The sequence below is a fragment of the Heyndrickxia sp. FSL W8-0496 genome, assembly GCF_038007825.1.
In the GTDB taxonomy this organism is placed as follows: Bacteria; Bacillota; Bacilli; order Bacillales; family Bacillaceae_C; genus Heyndrickxia; species Heyndrickxia oleronia.
The window spans coordinates 1,774,785-1,792,997 of record NZ_JBBOXX010000001.1 but is presented as its reverse complement, the minus strand read 5'-3'; the positions used below and the strand labels follow the sequence as shown (position 1 = coordinate 1,792,997).

Annotated in this window: 16 protein-coding genes; 2 read left to right on the top strand and 14 right to left on the bottom strand. The window is 34.7% G+C overall.

Annotated features, from left to right (window positions below; all coding sequences use genetic code 11):
• Positions 1–20: 20 nt before the first annotated feature.
• From dtd to NST63_RS08970, 9 genes are all read right to left on the bottom strand, one after another.
• Positions 21–458: a D-aminoacyl-tRNA deacylase gene (gene dtd, locus NST63_RS09010; protein ID WP_212943356.1), complete on the bottom strand. Its 438-nt coding sequence runs from the start codon at positions 456–458 to the stop codon at positions 21–23.
• A gap of 87 nt (positions 459–545) precedes the next feature.
• Positions 546–2,735 carry a RelA/SpoT family protein gene (locus tag NST63_RS09005; RefSeq protein WP_058002067.1) on the bottom strand — a complete coding sequence of 730 codons (2,190 nt, stop codon included), beginning with the start codon at positions 2,733–2,735 and terminating at the stop codon, positions 546–548.
• 574 nt (positions 2,736–3,309) lie between these two features.
• Positions 3,310–3,822: an adenine phosphoribosyltransferase gene (locus NST63_RS09000; protein ID WP_058002066.1), complete on the bottom strand. Its 513-nt coding sequence runs from the start codon at positions 3,820–3,822 to the stop codon at positions 3,310–3,312.
• Positions 3,813–6,182 carry a single-stranded-DNA-specific exonuclease RecJ gene (gene recJ / locus NST63_RS08995; RefSeq protein WP_341041926.1) on the bottom strand — a complete coding sequence of 790 codons (2,370 nt, stop codon included), beginning with the start codon at positions 6,180–6,182 and terminating at the stop codon, positions 3,813–3,815. The genes NST63_RS09000 and recJ overlap by 10 nt, the downstream gene beginning before the upstream one ends.
• 99 nt (positions 6,183–6,281) lie before the next feature.
• On the bottom strand, positions 6,282–6,641 hold the full coding sequence (locus NST63_RS08990) for a VOC family protein (RefSeq protein WP_341041924.1): 360 nt from the start codon (positions 6,639–6,641) through the stop codon (positions 6,282–6,284).
• Positions 6,642–6,663: 22 nt separating this feature from the next.
• Positions 6,664–7,728 (bottom strand): S-adenosylmethionine:tRNA ribosyltransferase-isomerase, encoded by a 1,065-nt coding sequence (locus tag NST63_RS08985; protein WP_242598163.1) that lies wholly within the window; start codon positions 7,726–7,728, stop codon positions 6,664–6,666.
• The gene (locus tag NST63_RS08980) at positions 7,700–8,416 is read right to left on the bottom strand and encodes an SDR family oxidoreductase (protein WP_058002063.1); all 717 of its coding nucleotides are present in this window, start codon (positions 8,414–8,416) and stop codon (positions 7,700–7,702) included. The genes NST63_RS08985 and NST63_RS08980 overlap by 29 nt, the downstream gene beginning before the upstream one ends.
• Positions 8,417–8,753: 337 nt before the next feature.
• On the bottom strand, positions 8,754–11,015 hold the full coding sequence (gene secDF / locus NST63_RS08975; protein ID WP_058002062.1) for a protein translocase subunit SecDF: 2,262 nt from the start codon (positions 11,013–11,015) through the stop codon (positions 8,754–8,756).
• Between the two features lie 294 nt (positions 11,016–11,309).
• Positions 11,310–11,630 carry a post-transcriptional regulator gene (locus NST63_RS08970; RefSeq protein WP_058002061.1) on the bottom strand — a complete coding sequence of 107 codons (321 nt, stop codon included), beginning with the start codon at positions 11,628–11,630 and terminating at the stop codon, positions 11,310–11,312.
• Positions 11,631–11,736: 106 nt separating this feature from the next.
• Here NST63_RS08970 and spoVB point away from each other — a divergent pair, with 106 nt between their 5' ends.
• Entirely contained in the window at positions 11,737–13,281 is a 1,545-nt protein-coding gene (gene spoVB / locus NST63_RS08965) for a stage V sporulation protein B (RefSeq protein WP_058002060.1), read from the top strand.
• A 21-nt stretch (positions 13,282–13,302) separates the two neighbouring features.
• Here the strand turns inward: spoVB and NST63_RS08960 are convergent, their stop codons facing one another.
• Positions 13,303–13,965 carry a DUF421 domain-containing protein gene (locus NST63_RS08960; RefSeq protein WP_058002059.1) on the bottom strand — a complete coding sequence of 221 codons (663 nt, stop codon included), beginning with the start codon at positions 13,963–13,965 and terminating at the stop codon, positions 13,303–13,305.
• Positions 13,966–14,147: 182 nt separating this feature from the next.
• On the opposite strand from NST63_RS08960, the gene NST63_RS08955 reads away from it, so the two are divergent.
• Complete coding sequence (locus NST63_RS08955; RefSeq protein WP_083498333.1) at positions 14,148–14,537, top strand: TIGR04086 family membrane protein; 390 nt, start codon at positions 14,148–14,150, stop codon at positions 14,535–14,537.
• A gap of 44 nt (positions 14,538–14,581) precedes the next feature.
• Here the strand turns inward: NST63_RS08955 and yajC are convergent, their stop codons facing one another.
• The 4 genes from yajC to ruvB all read right to left on the bottom strand — a co-directional run bounded on the left by yajC (position 14,582) and on the right by ruvB (position 18,177).
• Positions 14,582–14,866: a preprotein translocase subunit YajC gene (yajC, locus tag NST63_RS08950; protein ID WP_058002058.1), complete on the bottom strand. Its 285-nt coding sequence runs from the start codon at positions 14,864–14,866 to the stop codon at positions 14,582–14,584.
• A 20-nt stretch (positions 14,867–14,886) separates the two neighbouring features.
• The gene (gene tgt / locus NST63_RS08945; protein WP_071977008.1) at positions 14,887–16,026 is read right to left on the bottom strand and encodes a tRNA guanosine(34) transglycosylase Tgt; all 1,140 of its coding nucleotides are present in this window, start codon (positions 16,024–16,026) and stop codon (positions 14,887–14,889) included.
• A 74-nt stretch (positions 16,027–16,100) separates the two neighbouring features.
• Positions 16,101–17,129 carry a tRNA preQ1(34) S-adenosylmethionine ribosyltransferase-isomerase QueA gene (gene queA, locus NST63_RS08940; RefSeq protein WP_058002056.1) on the bottom strand — a complete coding sequence of 343 codons (1,029 nt, stop codon included), beginning with the start codon at positions 17,127–17,129 and terminating at the stop codon, positions 16,101–16,103.
• Positions 17,130–17,175: 46 nt separating this feature from the next.
• Positions 17,176–18,177 (bottom strand): Holliday junction branch migration DNA helicase RuvB, encoded by a 1,002-nt coding sequence (ruvB, locus tag NST63_RS08935; protein ID WP_212943363.1) that lies wholly within the window; start codon positions 18,175–18,177, stop codon positions 17,176–17,178.
• Between the last annotated feature and the right edge of the window lie 36 nt (positions 18,178–18,213).

Below are 18,213 nucleotides of genomic sequence, written 5' to 3'. Positions count from 1 at the left end.
CTTAATAGACACCCCTTTTTTTAACTTTCAATTATTAGTGTAACAGGACCATCATTGATTAAGGAAACATCCATCATAGCTCCAAATTCCCCTGTGGCTACATAGATTCCATGATCTCTCAACATCTGATTAAAAAGATGATAGATTTCTTCTGCTTTGTCAGGCTTGGCAGCTTCCATAAAATTAGGACGCCTTCCTTTACGACAATCACCATATAATGTGAACTGGGAAACAGATAAAATTTGACCGCCGACATCTAATAACGAATAATTCATCTTTTCATTTTCATCTTCGAAAACTCTTAAATGGACGATTTTATCTGCTAAATATTTTGCATCTCTTTCTGTATCTTCATGTGTAATTCCAACTAGCAATACAAACCCATTGGATATTTCCCCTACTACTTTCCCATCCACTTTAACACTGGCTTGCTTACTTCTTTGCAATACAACCTTCATACTATATGACTCCTTTACATCTAACTACCGATCAAAACACCCTATTTATTGAATAAAACAATTAGTCATTCGTAATTCGACTTCTACCTAACTCATAATCCGACGAACGGAATATATATCAGGTATTTGCTTAATTCGTTCAACTACTTTATGAAGATGGCTGATATTTTGTATAGAGATAGACATTATGATTGTTGCCATTTTATTTCTGTCAGAACGTCCACTTACAGCTGTTATATTTGTTTTCGTCTCATTTACCGTTTGGAGAACTTCATTTAACAAGCCACGCCGATCATAACCAGAAATTTCAATTTCAACATTGTATTCCTTACTAACGGTTGTATCAGATTCCCATTCAACTTCAATTAAACGGTTTTGCAGTTCCTCAGAAGTAACATTTGGACAATCTGTTCGGTGTACAGAAACACCTCTTCCTTTAGTAATGAAGCCAACAATTTCATCTCCAGGGACAGGGTTGCAACATCTAGATAAACGAATCAGTAAATTATCAATTCCTTTTACCGTTACCCCAGTATCCCGTTTTTTCGGTTTAGCTGGTGCCTTCATGTCTGCTACAATTTCATTAACTGCCTCTTCTTGATCACGTTTTCTCCTTAATTTCTCTGTCAGTCGATTAGCAATTTGAAGTGCAGTAATGCCATTATATCCAACTGCTGCATACATATCGTCTTCATTTGAAAAATTAAACTTCTCTGATACACGTTTTATATTTTCTGCTGTTAATATCTCTTTTAAATCAAAATTTAAATTCTTTATTTCCTTTTCTACTAATTCTTTGCCCTTTACGATATTTTCTTCTTTACGCTGGCGCTTAAAAAATTGGCGAATTTTATTTTTCGCTTGGGTTGTTTGAGCCATTTTTACCCAATCTTGACTAGGACCATATGAATGCTTAGAAGTTAATATTTCTACGATATCACCGGTTTTTAATTTATAATCAAGTGTCACCATTTTCCCATTTACCTTTGCTCCAATGGTTTTATTCCCAATTTCAGAATGGACACGGTAAGCAAAATCAATCGGAACAGACCCAGACGCTAATTCAATTACATCACCCTTAGGGGTAAAGACAAAAACCATATCTGAAAATAAATCAATTTTTAATGATTCCATAAATTCTTCTGCATTTTCAGATTCATTTTGAAATTCCAGAATTTCTCTAAACCAAGATAATTTCTTTTCAAAAGAGGTTTGATTATTGACGACTTTGCCCTCTTTATATGCCCAGTGAGCAGCAACCCCATATTCTGATATCCGGTGCATTTCAATCGTTCGAATTTGAACTTCAAGAGGATCACCCTTCGGACCAATGACCGTTGTGTGAAGAGACTGATACATATTTGGCTTAGGCATGGCAATATAGTCCTTAAATCTACCTGGCATTGGTTTCCAACATGTATGAATAATTCCTAATACAGCATAACAGTCTTTTATACTATTCACGATAATGCGAACAGCCAACAAATCATAAATTTCATTAAACTGTTTATGCTGTAAAACCATTTTACGATAAATAGAATAAATATGCTTAGGACGACCAGAAATTTCAGCCTTAATAGAAACATCTTCAAGTCTTTCATTAACTTCTTCGATGACATCATCTAAATATTGCTCACGTTCTGCCCGCTTCTTTTTCATTAAGTTGACAATTCGATAATATTGTTGGGGATTTAAATAACGAAGTGCGGTATCTTCAAGCTCCCATTTTATTTTGGAAATTCCAAGTCGATGTGCAAGAGGAGCAAATATTTCTATCGTTTCATTGGCAATCCTACGCTGTTTTTCAACAGGTAAATGTTTCAGTGTTCTCATATTATGGAGTCTATCTGCAAGCTTTATGAGAATAACACGAATATCCTGCGCCATTGCAACAAACATTTTTCGATGATTTTCTGCTTGTTGTTCTTCATGCGATTTATACTTAATCTTTCCAAGCTTTGTTACTCCGTCGACAAGCATTGCTACTTCTTCATTAAATGCTTCGCAAAGCTCTTCTAATGTTACTGCTGTGTCTTCAACTACATCATGTAAAAATCCTGCTGCTACAGTAGACGGATCCATTTCCAAATCAGCTAAGATTCCTGCTACCTGAACAGGATGAATAATATACGGTTCACCCGACTTACGATACTGCTCTTTATGAGCGTCAGCAGCGAATTCATATGCCTTACGCACTAAGGCAACATGTTCTTCGTTCAAATATTTAGTTGTACGATCAATTACTTGTTCGGCGGACATTATTTGATCCTTCGCCATATATAAAATCACCTTTAATTTTTAATGTAAGATAGAAAAGCATAAGCGCCTTGGCCAGGCCAGCCCTAAAGACGTAAGAAAATCCGCTTTTTGATTTTCTAAAAAGGAAAGTTGGCTTTTTAACTTTCCAAGAAAATCCGCTTTTTGATTTTCTCTATTACTAGTTTTTGTCTAGGGTCCCGACGCTATATTTGGACAAATATTTAATAAAAATAACAATACTAAGTTTAAAATGATTATAATTACTATTATCGAAAAAAAAACGTATAAAGTAAAGTGAATAATGCAGTTTTTTCTACAAGTTTCATTATTCTAGGTAATTTTCGTATAGTTTGTTGCTTTGTTAAAGCCTGATTGACGGCTTTTACATCCAATAAAAGATTCAGCGATTCTTATTAAGTTTGTAGCTCTTTTCTCAATAAAATGAAGGATGTAGTATCTTCAGCCGATAGTTATTTGTTAACACTTTACATAAATAGCAACAAAATTTTAGAAATAGAGCCTTATTCTAAGATAAAAAGCACCCAAATCGAGTGCTTTTTACTACTTTGCTAATATAGCATTGTAAAGAAAATTAGTAATTCATTAACGTTAAAATATCATAACCATCCAGTTTTTTTCTTCCCTCAAGATAGGATAGTTCAATTAAAAAGGCGATTCCAGCTACAATTCCTCCAAGCTCTTCAACTAATTTAATTGTAGCTTCAATCGTACCACCAGTTGCGAGAAGGTCATCTGTAATTAATACTCTTTGACCAGGTTTAATTGCGTCCTTATGAATAGTTAATGCGTCTTTACCATATTCAAGGCCATATTCTACCTTTATCGTTTCACGAGGTAGTTTTCCTGGTTTTCTTACTGGAGCAAAACCTACTTCAAGTGCATAGGCAACCGGACATCCGATAATAAATCCTCTTGCTTCCGGTCCTACAACTAAATCAATTTCTCTTTTTTTTGCGTATTCTACTATCTGATCTGTCGCATATTTATATGCTTGTCCATTATCCATTAAAGTCGTTATATCTTTAAATACAATTCCTTCTTTGGGCCAATCTGGAACAATTGTAACAAATTGTTTTAAGTCCATTGCTTTGTTTCCTCCTCAACATCTTGCAAACCAATCATTCTTTCATCAAACCAGTTTTTTAATTCTTGATAGGATGAAAATAATAATTCATTTTCTAATGTCATTTTTGCTAATTTTTCTTGATATGTGGATGATTCCAATAAATCTCTTTTCGATTTAACTGGATGAATTGTAATTAACCCATTCTTTATTGTAACAAATTCTAGTTCAAAAAACACCTGTGACATAAAGTCAACCGTTTCTCTTGTCCAACCACGGTGACTTGCTAAATCATTCCCAAAACGACTTAAATCAAATGTCCCCCGTTTTCTTAAAAACGCATAAAACCATTTAAAATGTTCTCTAGTTGGTAAAGTACTAAAGAAATGTTCTTCTTTATGATAAAAATAAGTGTAGACCCTCGATGGTTGTTTGTTGTATATCAATGATTCTAGTATCTCTTTTGAAGGAGGAAGATCTAATAGTATAATATTCCCACCATTAATATTTAAGGACTTTGCTTGTGGAATATCCTTCAAATGGACGATTGTACCATTAAGTTCTGATTTTTGAAGTTCTTTAATGTTATCTTCATGAAATACAATAAATATACTATTATCCATAGGTACTTGCTGAATCCACTTTTTTAGAGGTTTATGTCCTCTAACATCAAAAAGTTGCCATTCTTCAATCATCATATCTTTGATAAAAATTTGTGGTTTTCTAATATTATTCCATTCATTTACTGCAAGTTCACCAATAGCAGAAACAGATGCAAGCGGGGAAATTTGCTTGGAGTATTCACCTAACCCAAAACCTACTCCATCCAAATGAACTCCTGACTTTTCAAATATTACCTTCAAATGCTTATTGTCAGCACCTATTTGACGTATTTGTGAAATAGATAAGTCTTGTACTAACACTTTTGGTTTCGGATTAGACATCCCATAAGGTTCTAGCAAATTTAATTGTTCAATCGCTTCAAGATGGATATCCCCAATGGGAATACACGCATCAATTTCAGTAATAGGAACAAAATCTTCCTCTGTTAATACATCTTTAGCTATTTCATGTAATCGACTTCTTAGTTGAGAAACATCATCAATTTTCAAGGTCATACCAGCAGCCATTGGATGACCTCCAAAATGGGGAAGAATATCCCTGCATGCTGATAAGCTTTTAAATAAATCAAAACCAACAATACTACGGGCAGATCCTTTAGCCAAATTTGTTGAAGTATCGAAACTCAAAACAATGGTAGGACGATAAAATTTTTCTACTAGCCTCGATGCAACAATACCAATTACACCTGCATTCCATCCCTCTTTACCTATTACAAGTACACGGCTTTCTTTTAATTCCATGTTATCTTCCACCATAGCAATGGCTTCTTTAGTTATCTCATTGACGATAGATTGGCGTTCTTTATTCATTGCATCAATTTCTTGGGCAATGTTTTCGGCTGCTATTTTATCGTTAGTAAGTAACAGTTCTACAGCAGGGTCTGCACTGTCCAGCCTTCCAGCTGCATTTAACCTTGGACCAATAACAAACCCCACTGTCTCTTCATTAATATCTGATTGTTTAGTATTTGTTAGCTCGAACAGCGCTTGGAGTCCCTTATTTTCAGTATTAACTAATCTCTTAAGGCCATTTTTAACAATAAGGCGATTTTCTCCACGTAATGGAACTAAATCGGCAATAGTTCCAATCGATACAATATCTAGTAAATGTTCAGGAATTTTTCCATATAATGCATGAGCTACTTTAAATGCAACCCCTACACCTGCTAATTCTTTAAACGGGTAATGACTTTCCGGGTGTTTCGGGTGCACAATTGACAATGCCTGAGGTAGAATAGGACCCGGTTCATGATGATCGGTAATAATTAAATCCATTCCTAGCTCTTTTGCAATATCCGCTTCATGTACAGCTGCTATACCGGTATCAACTGTAATAATTAAATCAATTCCAATGGATGCTGCATAGCGAAATGCCTCTTCATTTGGACCATAGCCTTCGGTAAAACGATTGGGTATGTAAAAATCCACATTGGCATCTAAATCATTTAATACGGTCATCATGACAGATGTACTACTTACACCATCTGCATCATAATCTCCATAAATTAATATTTGTTCTTTATTTTTTATAGCTAAGCGTATTCTATTAACTGCCTCTTCCATCCCATAAAGCAGATATGGGTCATGAAAGGATTCACTTTCACCATATAAAAAGGATTTAGCATCTTCAATTTTTTCAATTCCACGATTCACTAATAGAGTAGCTACGAGTGGAGTTATGTTTAAATGATTTACGAGTTGTTCCACAGCATTTTGATCTGTATCTCGCACGACCCATCTTGTTTTTGACTTTAACATATTTCCACCCCTCCAACCTATATATTATACAATGACGATTTCTAGATGTCATCTTTATGAAAGGGGAGAAAAATAGTTAAAGATTAACAAATAAATGACTTAGTCATACTTTGTTTCTAAGAATTCCAATATCTCTCCATTTAAGCCTTCATAAAACACTGTTTTCCACCCATTAGATAATTGATAAGGACCCTCAACTGGAACCAAACCTTTGCTTTTAAAATTACTTATCATTTCTTCTAAATTTTCGATTTCAAATGCCAAATGAGTAGAAGTTAGCTTCATCGTCGGAAGGTTTCGTTTGATTAATTCGATCAAAAAACCATTTCCTGAAAGAAAAACGATCTCTTCATCCATGAATTGGAATTTACTGCACACTTCTAAATTAAGTATATTTATATAAAAAGAGATGGATTCTTCCAAATTTGAAACTTCTATTCCAAAGTGATGAACCTTCAAAAACGACCACCTTCTTTTATAATTAAATAATAAGATTCATATCTCCAAATTCATGCCATAAATATTTATGGCTCAGTGCCTCTTGATAAGCATGATATAAATGATTGGGATTGACAAACGCAGTTAACAAATCCAAATGACTGGCTTCTGGTTCATGGAAACCTGTAATTAGTCCATCAGCTACTTGAAGCTTTGTATCAGCGGCAATATACAAATTGGTCCAACCATCCTTCTCTGTGATTTCCCCATATTTATCAACAGCAGATTCTAGAGCCCGGACAACCGTCGTACCAACTGCAATAACTCTACCATTATTTTTTTTTGTCTTTTTAATAGCTTCTACAGTCGCCTCATTGATTACGTACTTTTCAAAATTATCAAGAGGACCTAAATGCCATCGATCATCTAACAAATAACTTAAACCAGTATGAAGTTGAAGATAGGCTATTTTCACACCTTTTTTCTGAAGACGAAAAAGAAGCTCCCAACTAAACGCTCTACCAGCTGAAGGCATTTCAACAGAACCCGGCGTTGTTGCAAAAACGGTTTGATAATAGTCTAATGACCATGCTTCTTTTGTATATTCATATCTTACTGGTTCACCGATTTGATAAATTTGATTGTATAAATCAGAACAGCACATATTAAACTGAAGGATTGAAAATGGTTGATTGGGATCCGAATGGGTGACTGTTGCCTCTAATTTCGAATTAAACTTTACTTTTTCCCCCTTCTTCAAGTGATTACCAATTATAAGTGCTTCCCATAATGAAGGATTTTTTTGATGAGCAAGGCGAATTCCAACTTGCTTTTGTGTTCGTTCACATATCCCTTGAAGATCTGCTGGTACTGTTCGACTTGAGTTTAATATAATTAGATCATCTTTATTTAAATATTGGTCTAAACGAAAAAACAAACTATGATCTATTTTTCCATTCTTCTTATTAAGCACCATCATTTTCACATGATCTCTTCTTACTCCTCTCCGCTCGGGAGGAGCAATTGCATTTAATTCATCAGGTAAATGGAAATTCAATACATTGGTTACCATTTGCTGTTCATCCTTCCCTAAAAAAATTCTGTGCATTTATTCGTTTTCCAGTTACGCCTATCGATTGGTCAGATGCTAAATAGCCAAATACATCTACGAGTTGATTAGGATCAGCAAGTTCATAATCACAGTCGGGTACGGCGAGTTTATGCATTTCCGTATCCATTTCACCAGGATCCACCATGTTTATCCTTATATTCGTTTCACTTAATTCATCGGCCCATGTTTCCGTTAATCCTTCTAAAGCAAACTTTGAAACACCATATGCTCCCCATCCAGCAAATCCTGTATTTCCTGCCTCAGACGTGACATTAATAATACTTCCTTGATTACGCAATAGCATCCCTGGCAATACCCGCCTTGAAACAATAAATGGACCGATCGAATTCACTCGCATAACCTCCATAAAATCTTCCTCTGGATAATCGATTAAAAATGGCATCGGACTAGGACCAAGTATGGATGCATTATTAATGAGTACATCAATTTTTCCAAAATGAGCTTCAGTCATTGCCACAAATCGTTCAACATCTTTTGGAATGGATGCATCTGCCACTACAGCTAAAATGTTGTTTCCCATTGCTTCTATTTCATTTTTAACCTGAAGCAAATGCTCTTCACCTCGTGCACAAATTGCTAAATCACAACCCTCATTTGCAAAATAATAAGTTAACGCTTTACCCAAACCTTTTGATGCGCCTGTAATCATGACTACTTTATTCATTACGTTTCCCCCAATCATTTTTATACTTTTTATACATTTTTATATAATAAGTATATTTATTATAATAATTATCAAATTAAATAGTCAATTATTTTTCTTATCAATTTTTCGACAATTAAAAAAAGGCTGTTTTCGTATTGTTTGTTAATTTTCAAAAGCCCAACTAACGGGTCTTATGTAGATTTCAGCACTTTTCTTAGTAAAATAAAAAATGTAGTGATCCTCAGTTTAAAATTAAAACTTTACTTGAATTGCAACAATGTTTGCGAAAAGAGTCTTATAAAAAAATAAAAAAGCTATCTGACATTTAATCAGATAGCTTTTATTTTTTATTTAATTACACCTGTGGTTCATCAGACCATTTACGTTTTTCTTTAACTGTTTTAATTGGTCCTTTTTTCTTTAATTCACGTTTCTTTAAGACATACCATAATTGTGCAGCAATGAAAATGGAAGAATAACAACCCATAATTAAACCAACAAGTAAAGCAATTGAGAAGTTTTGAATTGATTCGCTTCCGAAAATAAACAATGCAGCAGCTGTTATGACTACAGTTAATACAGTATTAATTGAACGTGTTAACGTTTGACGCAAACCTACGTTTACAATTTCTGCAATATCTTCAGCTGTTTTCAAACGCCCTTTAAATTTCATATGGTCACGGATTCTGTCAAAGGTAACAATCGTATCATTAATTGAATAACCTATAATCGTCAAGATCGCCGCGATAAAGGTTAGATCCACTTCTAGCCTTGTAATACTAAAAAAGGTAACCATTAGAAAGGCATCATGCAGAAGTGCCACAACTGCCGCTACTCCCATACGCCATTCAAAACGGAAAGCGACGTAGATAATTATTCCAATGGCAGCTATGATTACCGATTTAAAGGCATTTTTCGCCAATTCCTTCCCTACAGTTGGAGAGACGGTGCTCACATTTGTTGGACCATATTTCTTTGTAAAGTAATCCGTAATATGCGCTACTTCAGCTTTATTAAAGGCCCCTTTAAAACGCATAACTCCGATTTCGTTTTTATTCCCTGATAGGACAATATCCTCAGTCGTTAATTTTAATTTATCAACATCCTTTTGTAGCTGAGACGCAGTTAAAGAATGTTTTGCCAACACTTCAACCCTTGTCCCACTCGTATAATCAATACTTAAATTTAATTTAAATACGGATAGAACAATTATTCCAACAATTGTTAGAATGATCGAAAACATGAAAAATTTATTATGATGCTTAACAAAATCAAAGCGATCAAATTTTGTAGGAAGCTTATGGGCATCCATATTTTCGGAAATGTCGTGCATATCCTTTTGTTTTACTCCAAAAAAGCCTGGTTTATTCTTTAGAAGATTACTATTCACCCAAAGCCCTAAGAAAAGTCTAGAACCATAAACGGCTGTGATGAAGCTAAGTAATATACTGATAATTAGTAAAGTAGCAAACCCTTTGACCGAGCTTGAACCATAAACAAACAATACAACAGCTGCCAAAATCGTCGTAATGTTGGCATCAAATATCGTCATAAAGGATTGCTTATTACCTGCTGCAAATGCAGCTTTAACCGTTCGACCTACTCTTAATTCCTCTTTAATCCGTTCGTACGTGATAATATTGGCATCTACTGCCATACCTACCCCGAGGACCAATGCCGCAATACCCGGCAAAGTTAGAACTCCATTGATCAAATCAAATACCAATAGCGTTAAATAAATATAAATAGAAAGGGTTACTACGGCAATAAGGCCTGGTAATCGATAATAGAACAGCATAAATAAAAATACTACTGCAACACCAATGATCCCCGCTTCAATTGTTTTATTTAATGCATGCTCTCCGAATTTAGCTCCTACTGAAGTCGAGTAAGTTTCTTTTAACTTTACCGGTAGTGCTCCAGCCTTAAGTAATGATGCTAAATTTTGTGCTTCTTGAATGGTGAAGTTCCCTTCGATAGTAACTGTGTCCGTATTAAATACTTCTCTAACATTTGGATTTGAAAGGAATTTAGGATCCTTCTTTTTCACTTCTTCCTTATAGGAATCCTTTCCTTCTTCAAAATCGAGCCAAATAATTAACTGATTATTTGGAGCCATATTTACAATTTTTTGTGTTACATCGTGAAACTTTTTACGATCTTTTACTTGCAAAACGACATTTGGCTGTCCATTTTGCGTATAGGATTGTTTAGCTTTGCCTTCAACTAAATCGGTTCCATCCATTAATTTATTGTCATTCACATCGCGAAATGAAATATTCGCAGTAGTAGCTAATATATCTCTCGCTTCTTTTTGATCTTTGACACCTGCAAGTTGAACACGAATTTTATCTTTTCCTTCGATAGTGATAGTAGGTTCATTAACTCCAAGTGCATTTACCCGTCGATCTAACGCTTCAACGGTATTCGTCATTACATCTTTTGTAATTTTTTGTCCCTTTTTCGCAGGTTCAACCTTATAAAGAACTTCAAAACCACCTTGTAAATCAAGGCCGAGATTAATATGTTTCAAAATACTATTGGTTGTCCCACCCATTAATCCTGCAAATAGCAGAATAATTAAGAAAAAGGCTATAATACGACTTCTTTTTACCATTATGTAAAATCCTCCTAGCAAATTAAGAAAAGCGTGTAAACCAATTGCTTTCACCAAACATCTTTAATATCGAAATACATTGAAACTTTAAGACACTAACTGGAACTATATAAAATAAAAACGATAATAACATTATGAAGTAGAAAAAAAAATGTGTCAATTTTTCTTTTAAGCACTTTTTTATAAACTTATCCATATCTAATCATGTAATAATCGATTAAAAATTTACGAAGTATGGATGTAGGAAAATATTCGCAGCCTATTTTTTATAGCTTTAAAGTAAAAAACGAAAAGTTACAAATTATCGGCTTTTGTATGTAATAATGCTTGTAGCTCTTCCTCATTTAATTCTACATTCCAACTAGTAGTGCGATAGGCTTCTACAGTGGTGAAGTTCATAAAATCCCCTATTTTAATTGCTAAAACATCTGATACTAATTCATGCATATGAATATCTTCTGTTCGCCTCTTCCAAATTTTTTTCTTTAAAAAGTTCCATAAATCCCGTGTTTCGATTTTACCGTATCCTATAAGTTCAAATTCCTCTGCCTTACTTTTTAAAGCTGGCTCTAATACCCCAAAATATTGATCATAAATATGTTTAGCCTCCCTCAATCCCCTTCGCTCCTTTTATAATGAACTTGTCATGCTTTGTCCATCTTGTTGCATATACATTTTATTGTATATGAAAATACCGCTTTTGAGAAGGTAGGTCAATTGGATGTCAAAATTTTTAAAAGGAACAATGATTTTACTTGTTGCTGGCCTTATCACAAGGGTTCTTGGCTTCATTAACAGGATGGTTATTGCCCGTTTTATTGGTGGAGAAGGTGTGGGCTTATATATGATGGCATTTCCGACTTTAATGCTTGTTATTACAATAACACAAGTAGGATTGCCTGTAGCCATTTCGAAATGTGTGGCGGAGGCTGCTGCATTAGGAGATCGTCAAAAAATAAAAAAAATACTAGTGGTTTCACTTACAATAACGGTTTCATTATCCCTTATCTTTACACCAGGATTAATTTTATTGGCACCCTATTTAACAAAAACCTTATTTACTGATCCAAGAATTTACTATCCATTAGTAGCAATCACCCCTATCATTCCCATTGTAGCTGTCTCTGCTGTTCTTAGAGGATATTTCCAGGGAATGCAAAACATGAAACCATTTGCAATTTCCCAAATGATTGAACAAGCAGTTAGAATTGTATTAATTGCTGTACTGACTACTCTCTTTTTACCATATGGGATTCAATATGCTGCTGCAGGTGCAATGTTTGCTTCTATTGTTGGGGAACTTGCTTCTTTAGCCTATATGTTTACTATGTTTAAATTGAAAAAGAAATTTAAGGTTAGAAGGAATTTTTTTCATGTTATGAAGGAAGGAAAGGAAACAATCAGTGAACTTTTGAGAGTAGCACTCCCAACGACAGGGAGCAGACTTATTGGAAATGTTTCTTGGTTTTTAGAGCCTATTGTTGTTGCTCATAGTTTAGCTATTGCTGGATTTACCGCAAGCCTTGCTACGAAGGAATATGGAGTATTAACAGGTTTTGCATTGCCATTGCTTATGCTACCTTCATTTGTAACCCATTCACTATCTACAGCACTTGTTCCTGCCATCAGTGAAGCAAGTTCACAAAGAAATTTTTCTTTAGTCGAGCATCGATTACAGCAAGCCCTTCGCTTTGCTTTACTTGCTGGGGGGATATCTGTTGTTATTTTGTATGTTTTTGCAGAACCACTTATGGAAACCGTGTATGGGTCTAAAAATGGAACAAATTTAATAAAGCTTATGGCCCCTTTTTTTATATTTCAATATTATCAAGGTCCACTACAGGCAACTTTACAAGCACTGGATCTAGCAAAAGCGGCAATGATAAATAGTATGATTGGTGCAATTGTCAAACTAGGTATGATTTTTATCCTCGCATCTAATCCCGATTATGGAATCACTGGGGCAGCACTAGGAATAATGACAAGCACTTTACTTGTCACATTACTTCATTACACTACAATAATAAAAAAAATACAATTTACAATATATATTCTTGAATATGTTAAATTTCTAATAACTACTTTAGTATCTGGTTTTATTGGTTATTGGTGGTACCATCATTATTTAATACAAGAAACGCCATTCACAAGACTAATCTGTGGAATCATTATTACCTCTATTGTTTATCTATTATTATTACTCCTAACAAAACTTATAAATAAAGAAGATTTATCTTATATACCAATCATTAAAAAATTTGTCTAGAAGGGATATTGTATCCCTTCTCTATTCCATTTCATCCTTTAAATCAATATAAAATTCACCATCTTGAAAACTGCAAAAGGATATCTGATTTATATCGGAATACCCTCTTTTTCTTAGCTCTCTTCGAAGCCACATTTCGGAAACCTTTCGATTAGCAAGATTTTCATGCGAAATTTCACCATCAACAATAAAAGGAAGCGTAAAAACTTGCTTTTGTTTCTTTTTCTTATCCTTTTTTACAATGGATAATTCACCAGATGTTTCTAAAATGGCATACTCCACATCTGCAATATTATTGATATCCTTTTGCCTTAACTGCATTAATAAATCATCAAAATTATAACGCTGTCTTTTCATTGCTTTTTCATCAATTTTGCCTTTACGAATAACGATGGATGGAGTGCCATCAATCATTTTACGAAATGTAGGACTTTTCAACGAAATTAACGCAAAGAAAACTTGGATCCCAAGTAAGATGACCATTGGAAGAATGGTATGACCAATAGGCTCTGCGTGATTTTCAATTGCCACAGCAGCTAATTCACCGATCATAATAAAAATAACTAAATCAAGTACACTTAATTCCCCAATTTCACGTTTTCCCATTAATCGAAAAATCACAAGAATAAGAAGATATAATATGACTGTCTTCCAACCGATTGTAAAGTATTGATACAAGCCCATTTTAAAATCCTCCTATGTATAATCATTCCTACTTAGTATGTCACTTTTTAATGGGAAAACCTTTGGTAAAAAATTGTTATACCATTAATCCTTACTTTTTCAAAAATATTAGTCTAATTTTGTTTTTCTTGAATATGCTTGTACTAGTAGAAAAAGGGATTTTCTGAAGGGAGAGATGAGAAATCGAAGCTAAAAAGCTAGGGACTAGTCTAATCTTTGGGGTATTAACTATCTTTGTATTAATTACCATTTCAAGTGTCATTTTCGCTTTCATTTTAAGATTCACTGAGCTTCAAGAAGGTTCAATAAAACTAATCGTTACTATTATTTCATTCATCGCTCTATTTATTGGCGGATTCATTTGTGGAGGAAAGGGACAACAAAAAGGGTGGCTTTCTGGTGGGTTAACAGGGATCGTTTACACATTCATTATTTTTCTTTTTCAATATCTAGGTTACGAAAAGCTTTTCACCTCTGAACAAACGATTTATCATATTTGCTATATTCTAACTGCCATGATGGGTGGTGTCTTGGGAGTGAATATGACATCCTCCCCTCCTAGAAAAGCCTAAAAAAAAGAAGCATCCATGCGGTTGCTTCTTTTTTTTTTAATACATTATTCAGCGCTAGGAGAAGAAGCTGCTGATTCTGTTACTTCTCTAATCGCAGAACGATCATATGTAAGACGGCTTCCATCTCCACATTTAATTACAATTTGTCTGTCGTCAATTGCATCGACAGTTCCATGTAATCCGCCAATTGTCACAATCTTATCACCTTTTGACAAATTATTTTGCATCATTTGAACAGATTTTTGTCTTTTTTGATTTGGTCTAATGAGCAAAAAGTAAAATAGGACAAACATGATTAAAATAGGTATTAATCCACCTAAATTCCCCATTCATTTCCCTCCTTTCAGTTTTAGAAATTTTTCGCATCCGGACGGTTAAATCCATATTGCTCAAAAAATTCTTCTCGAAAATCACCAAGTCTATCTTCCTTTATGGCTTGTCTGACTTGTTGCATTAATTGTATCAGAAAATAGAGATTATGGTAAGTTGTAAGTCTAATTCCGAACGTTTCGTCACATTTTATTAGGTGACGGATGTAAGCTCGTGAATAATTTTTACAAGTATAGCAATCACAATTTTCATCTAAAGGCCTATAATCTCTAGCATATTTAGCATTTTTAATTACCAATCGACCTGTGCTCGTCATACATGTTCCGTTTCTACCAATTCTCGTTGGTAGTACACAATCAAACATATCGATGCCTCGAATTGCCCCATCAATTAACGAATCTGGTGAACCAACTCCCATTAAATATCTTGGTTTATTTGTTGGAAGTAATGGAGTTGTAAATTCTAATACACGATTCATCACATCTTTTGGTTCTCCAACAGATAGCCCACCGACAGCATAACCAGGAAAATCTAGAGATGTTAAATCCTTAGCGCTTAATTTTCTTAAGTCCTCGTATTCTCCACCCTGAACGATTCCGAATAATCCTTGATCGTGCTTTCTTGAATGGGCAGTCAAACAGCGTTCTGCCCAACGAGAAGTACGTTCGACTGATTTTTTCATGTATTCATGTGTTGCCGGGAATGGTGGACATTCATCAAAAGCCATCATAATATCGGAACCGAGTGCATTTTGGATTTCCATTGATTTTTCTGGAGAAAGAAATAACTTATCCCCATTTAAGTGATTACGAAAATATACTCCTTCTTCCTCAATTTTTCGAAAATCACTTAAACTAAAAACTTGAAATCCGCCGGAATCTGTTAAAATGGCTTGATCCCAATTCATAAATTGATGTAGTCCTCCCGCTTCCTTTACAATTTCATGCCCAGGACGAAGCCATAGGTGATAGGTATTACTCAGGATGATTCCTGATCCTATTTGTTTTAATTCTTCAGGTGACATAGTTTTAACTGTTGCTAAAGTGCCAACTGGCATAAACATAGGTGTATCGTAAGAACCGTGTGGTGTATGGATTTTCCCTAATCGGGCACCGGTTTGCTTACATGTTTTAATTAATTCATATTTAATTGCAGTCAAAGATGATTCTCCTTCCAATATACAAATGCTAAAACGCTATCAGGGTTAACAGCGAAATATTTAATACAAATCGATTATATAATTAACATCGCATCGCCAAAGCTAAAAAAGCGATATTTTTCCTTTACTGCTTCTTCATAGGCATGTAAGACATTTGGTCTACCTGCTAGGGCACTAACAAGCATAATTAATGTTGATTTTGGTAAATGGAAATTCGTAATCATTCCATCTATCCCTTTAAATTCATAGCCTGGATAAATAAAAATATCTGTCCATCCACTTGTAGCAATAATTTTACCATTATTTGCACTTGCGATTGTTTCTAGAGTTCTTGTAGAAGTTGTTCCAACTGAAATGATTCTACCACCCTGTTCTTTTACACGATTAATTAAATCAGCTGTTTCTTCAGATACTTGGTAAAATTCAGCATGCATTTCGTGTTCATGAATATCTTCAACACTAACAGGTCTAAAAGTACCTAGACCAACATGTAAAGTTAAAAATGTGATATGGACACCCATGTTTTTTATTTCCGTAAGAAGCTCTTCAGTAAAATGTAGTCCAGCTGTCGGAGCAGCTGCAGAACCCGTTTCTTTCGCATAGACCGTTTGATATCGATCCCGATCTTCTAACTGCTCTTTTATATATGGCGGTAATGGCATTTCTCCAAGTTCATTTAATACTTCATAAAATATCCCTTCATAATGAAATTCTATTATTCTTCCACCATGATCTTTTTCCGCAATACATCTTGCCTTTAGCTTTCCATCGCCAAAGACGATTTCTGAGCCTACTTTTATTCTTTTTGCTGGCTTAACCAATGTTTCCCATCGATCATTTTCCATTTGTTTTAATAATAATACTTCAATTTTTGCCCCAGTATCCTCTTTAATCCCAAATAATCTGGCAGGTAATACTTTTGTATCATTTAAAACTAAACAATCTCCAGGCTTTAAGTATTTTGTTATGTTTTTAAAAACTTGGTGTTCAATTTCACCAGTTTGTTTATTTAATACCATTAAACGGCTATCAGACCGATTCTTTAATGGGGTTTGAGCAATTAAAGATTCTGGTAAATTAAAATCAAATAAGTCAATTTTCATGTTGTCACCTTCATATTATTTTTCACTTTTTACTAATGAATAAAAACTATTTCAACGGCATCTCGAGCTGAAAATGCTGATAAACTAAATTTGTCACCATTCTTCCCCTAGGTGTACGTTGAAGAAAACCAATTTGCATTAAATAAGGTTCATAAACATCTTCAATCGTATCCGGCTCTTCTCCAATACTAGCGGCAATCGTTTCTAGTCCTACAGGTCCACCACGAAATTTCTCAATTATTCCTTTTAGTAATTTATGGTCAATATGATCCAATCCAAGACGATCGACCTGGAGGAGTTCGAGTGAGTAATCTGCCAAATCTAAGGTAATAACTCCATCACCTCTAACTTGGGCGAAATCTCGAACTCTGCGCAATAATCGATTGGCTATCCGTGGAGTTCCGCGAGAGCGTCTAGCAATTTCTATTGCTCCTATTTCCTCTATTTCAGTATTTAATATTTCAGACGTTCTTATAACAATATCAGTCAGTTGTTTTTCATTATAATACTCCAAACGACAAAGAACGCCAAATCGATCCCTTAATGGGGCAGAAATAGCACCTGCACGTGTAGTTGCACCTACTAAAGTAAAAGGGGGTAAATCCAATCGTACTGATCTTGCTCCTGGTCCTTTTCCAATCACTATGTCTAAACAAAAATCTTCCATAGCTGGATAAAGGATTTCCTCAATGGAACGAGGTAGGCGATGAATTTCATCAATAAATAATACATCACCAGGTTCTAATGCAGTTAAAATAGCTGCTAAATCTCCAGGTCGTTCTATAGCCGGCCCGGAAGTTGTACGCATATTAACCCCCATTTCATTTGCGATAACAGCGGCTAATGTCGTTTTCCCTAGACCCGGAGGACCATATAATAAAACATGATCTAGCGATTCATGTCTTTGTTTAGCAGCTTCTATAAAAATTGCTAAATTGTTTTTCACTTTTTCCTGACCTATATAGGTAGATAAGCTCTGTGGACGTAAGCTTTGTTCAAATGTTTGTTCATGCTCAGTCGCTTCTCCCGATACCACTCGATCTTCCATATAACTCCCTCCTTTTGAAGATGCTAGTGAAAATTG

Excerpts from the sequence above, each read along its gene's own strand:
- NST63_RS08980 (WP_058002063.1), bottom strand. The coding sequence starts at position 8,416 with ATGAATAAAGTAGTCATGATTACAGGCGCATCAAAAGGTTTGGGTAAA.
- queA (WP_058002056.1), bottom strand. The coding sequence starts at position 17,129 with ATGAAAATTGACTTATTTGATTTTAATTTACCAGAATCTTTAATTGCT.
- NST63_RS09000 (WP_058002066.1), bottom strand. The coding sequence starts at position 3,822 with ATGGACTTAAAACAATTTGTTACAATTGTTCCAGATTGGCCCAAAGAA.
- NST63_RS08985 (WP_242598163.1), bottom strand. The coding sequence starts at position 7,728 with ATGCACAGAATTTTTTTAGGGAAGGATGAACAGCAAATGGTAACCAAT.
- NST63_RS08960 (WP_058002059.1), bottom strand. The coding sequence starts at position 13,965 with ATGGGCTTGTATCAATACTTTACAATCGGTTGGAAGACAGTCATATTA.
- recJ (WP_341041926.1), bottom strand. The coding sequence starts at position 6,182 with ATGTTAAAGTCAAAAACAAGATGGGTCGTGCGAGATACAGATCAAAAT.
- dtd (WP_212943356.1), bottom strand. The coding sequence starts at position 458 with ATGAAGGTTGTATTGCAAAGAAGTAAGCAAGCCAGTGTTAAAGTGGAT.
- ruvB (WP_212943363.1), bottom strand. The coding sequence starts at position 18,177 with ATGGAAGATCGAGTGGTATCGGGAGAAGCGACTGAGCATGAACAAACA.
- spoVB (WP_058002060.1), top strand. The coding sequence starts at position 11,737 with ATGTCAAAATTTTTAAAAGGAACAATGATTTTACTTGTTGCTGGCCTT.
- secDF (WP_058002062.1), bottom strand. The coding sequence starts at position 11,015 with ATGGTAAAAAGAAGTCGTATTATAGCCTTTTTCTTAATTATTCTGCTA.
- yajC (WP_058002058.1), bottom strand. The coding sequence starts at position 14,866 with ATGGGGAATTTAGGTGGATTAATACCTATTTTAATCATGTTTGTCCTA.
- NST63_RS09005 (WP_058002067.1), bottom strand. The coding sequence starts at position 2,735 with ATGGCGAAGGATCAAATAATGTCCGCCGAACAAGTAATTGATCGTACA.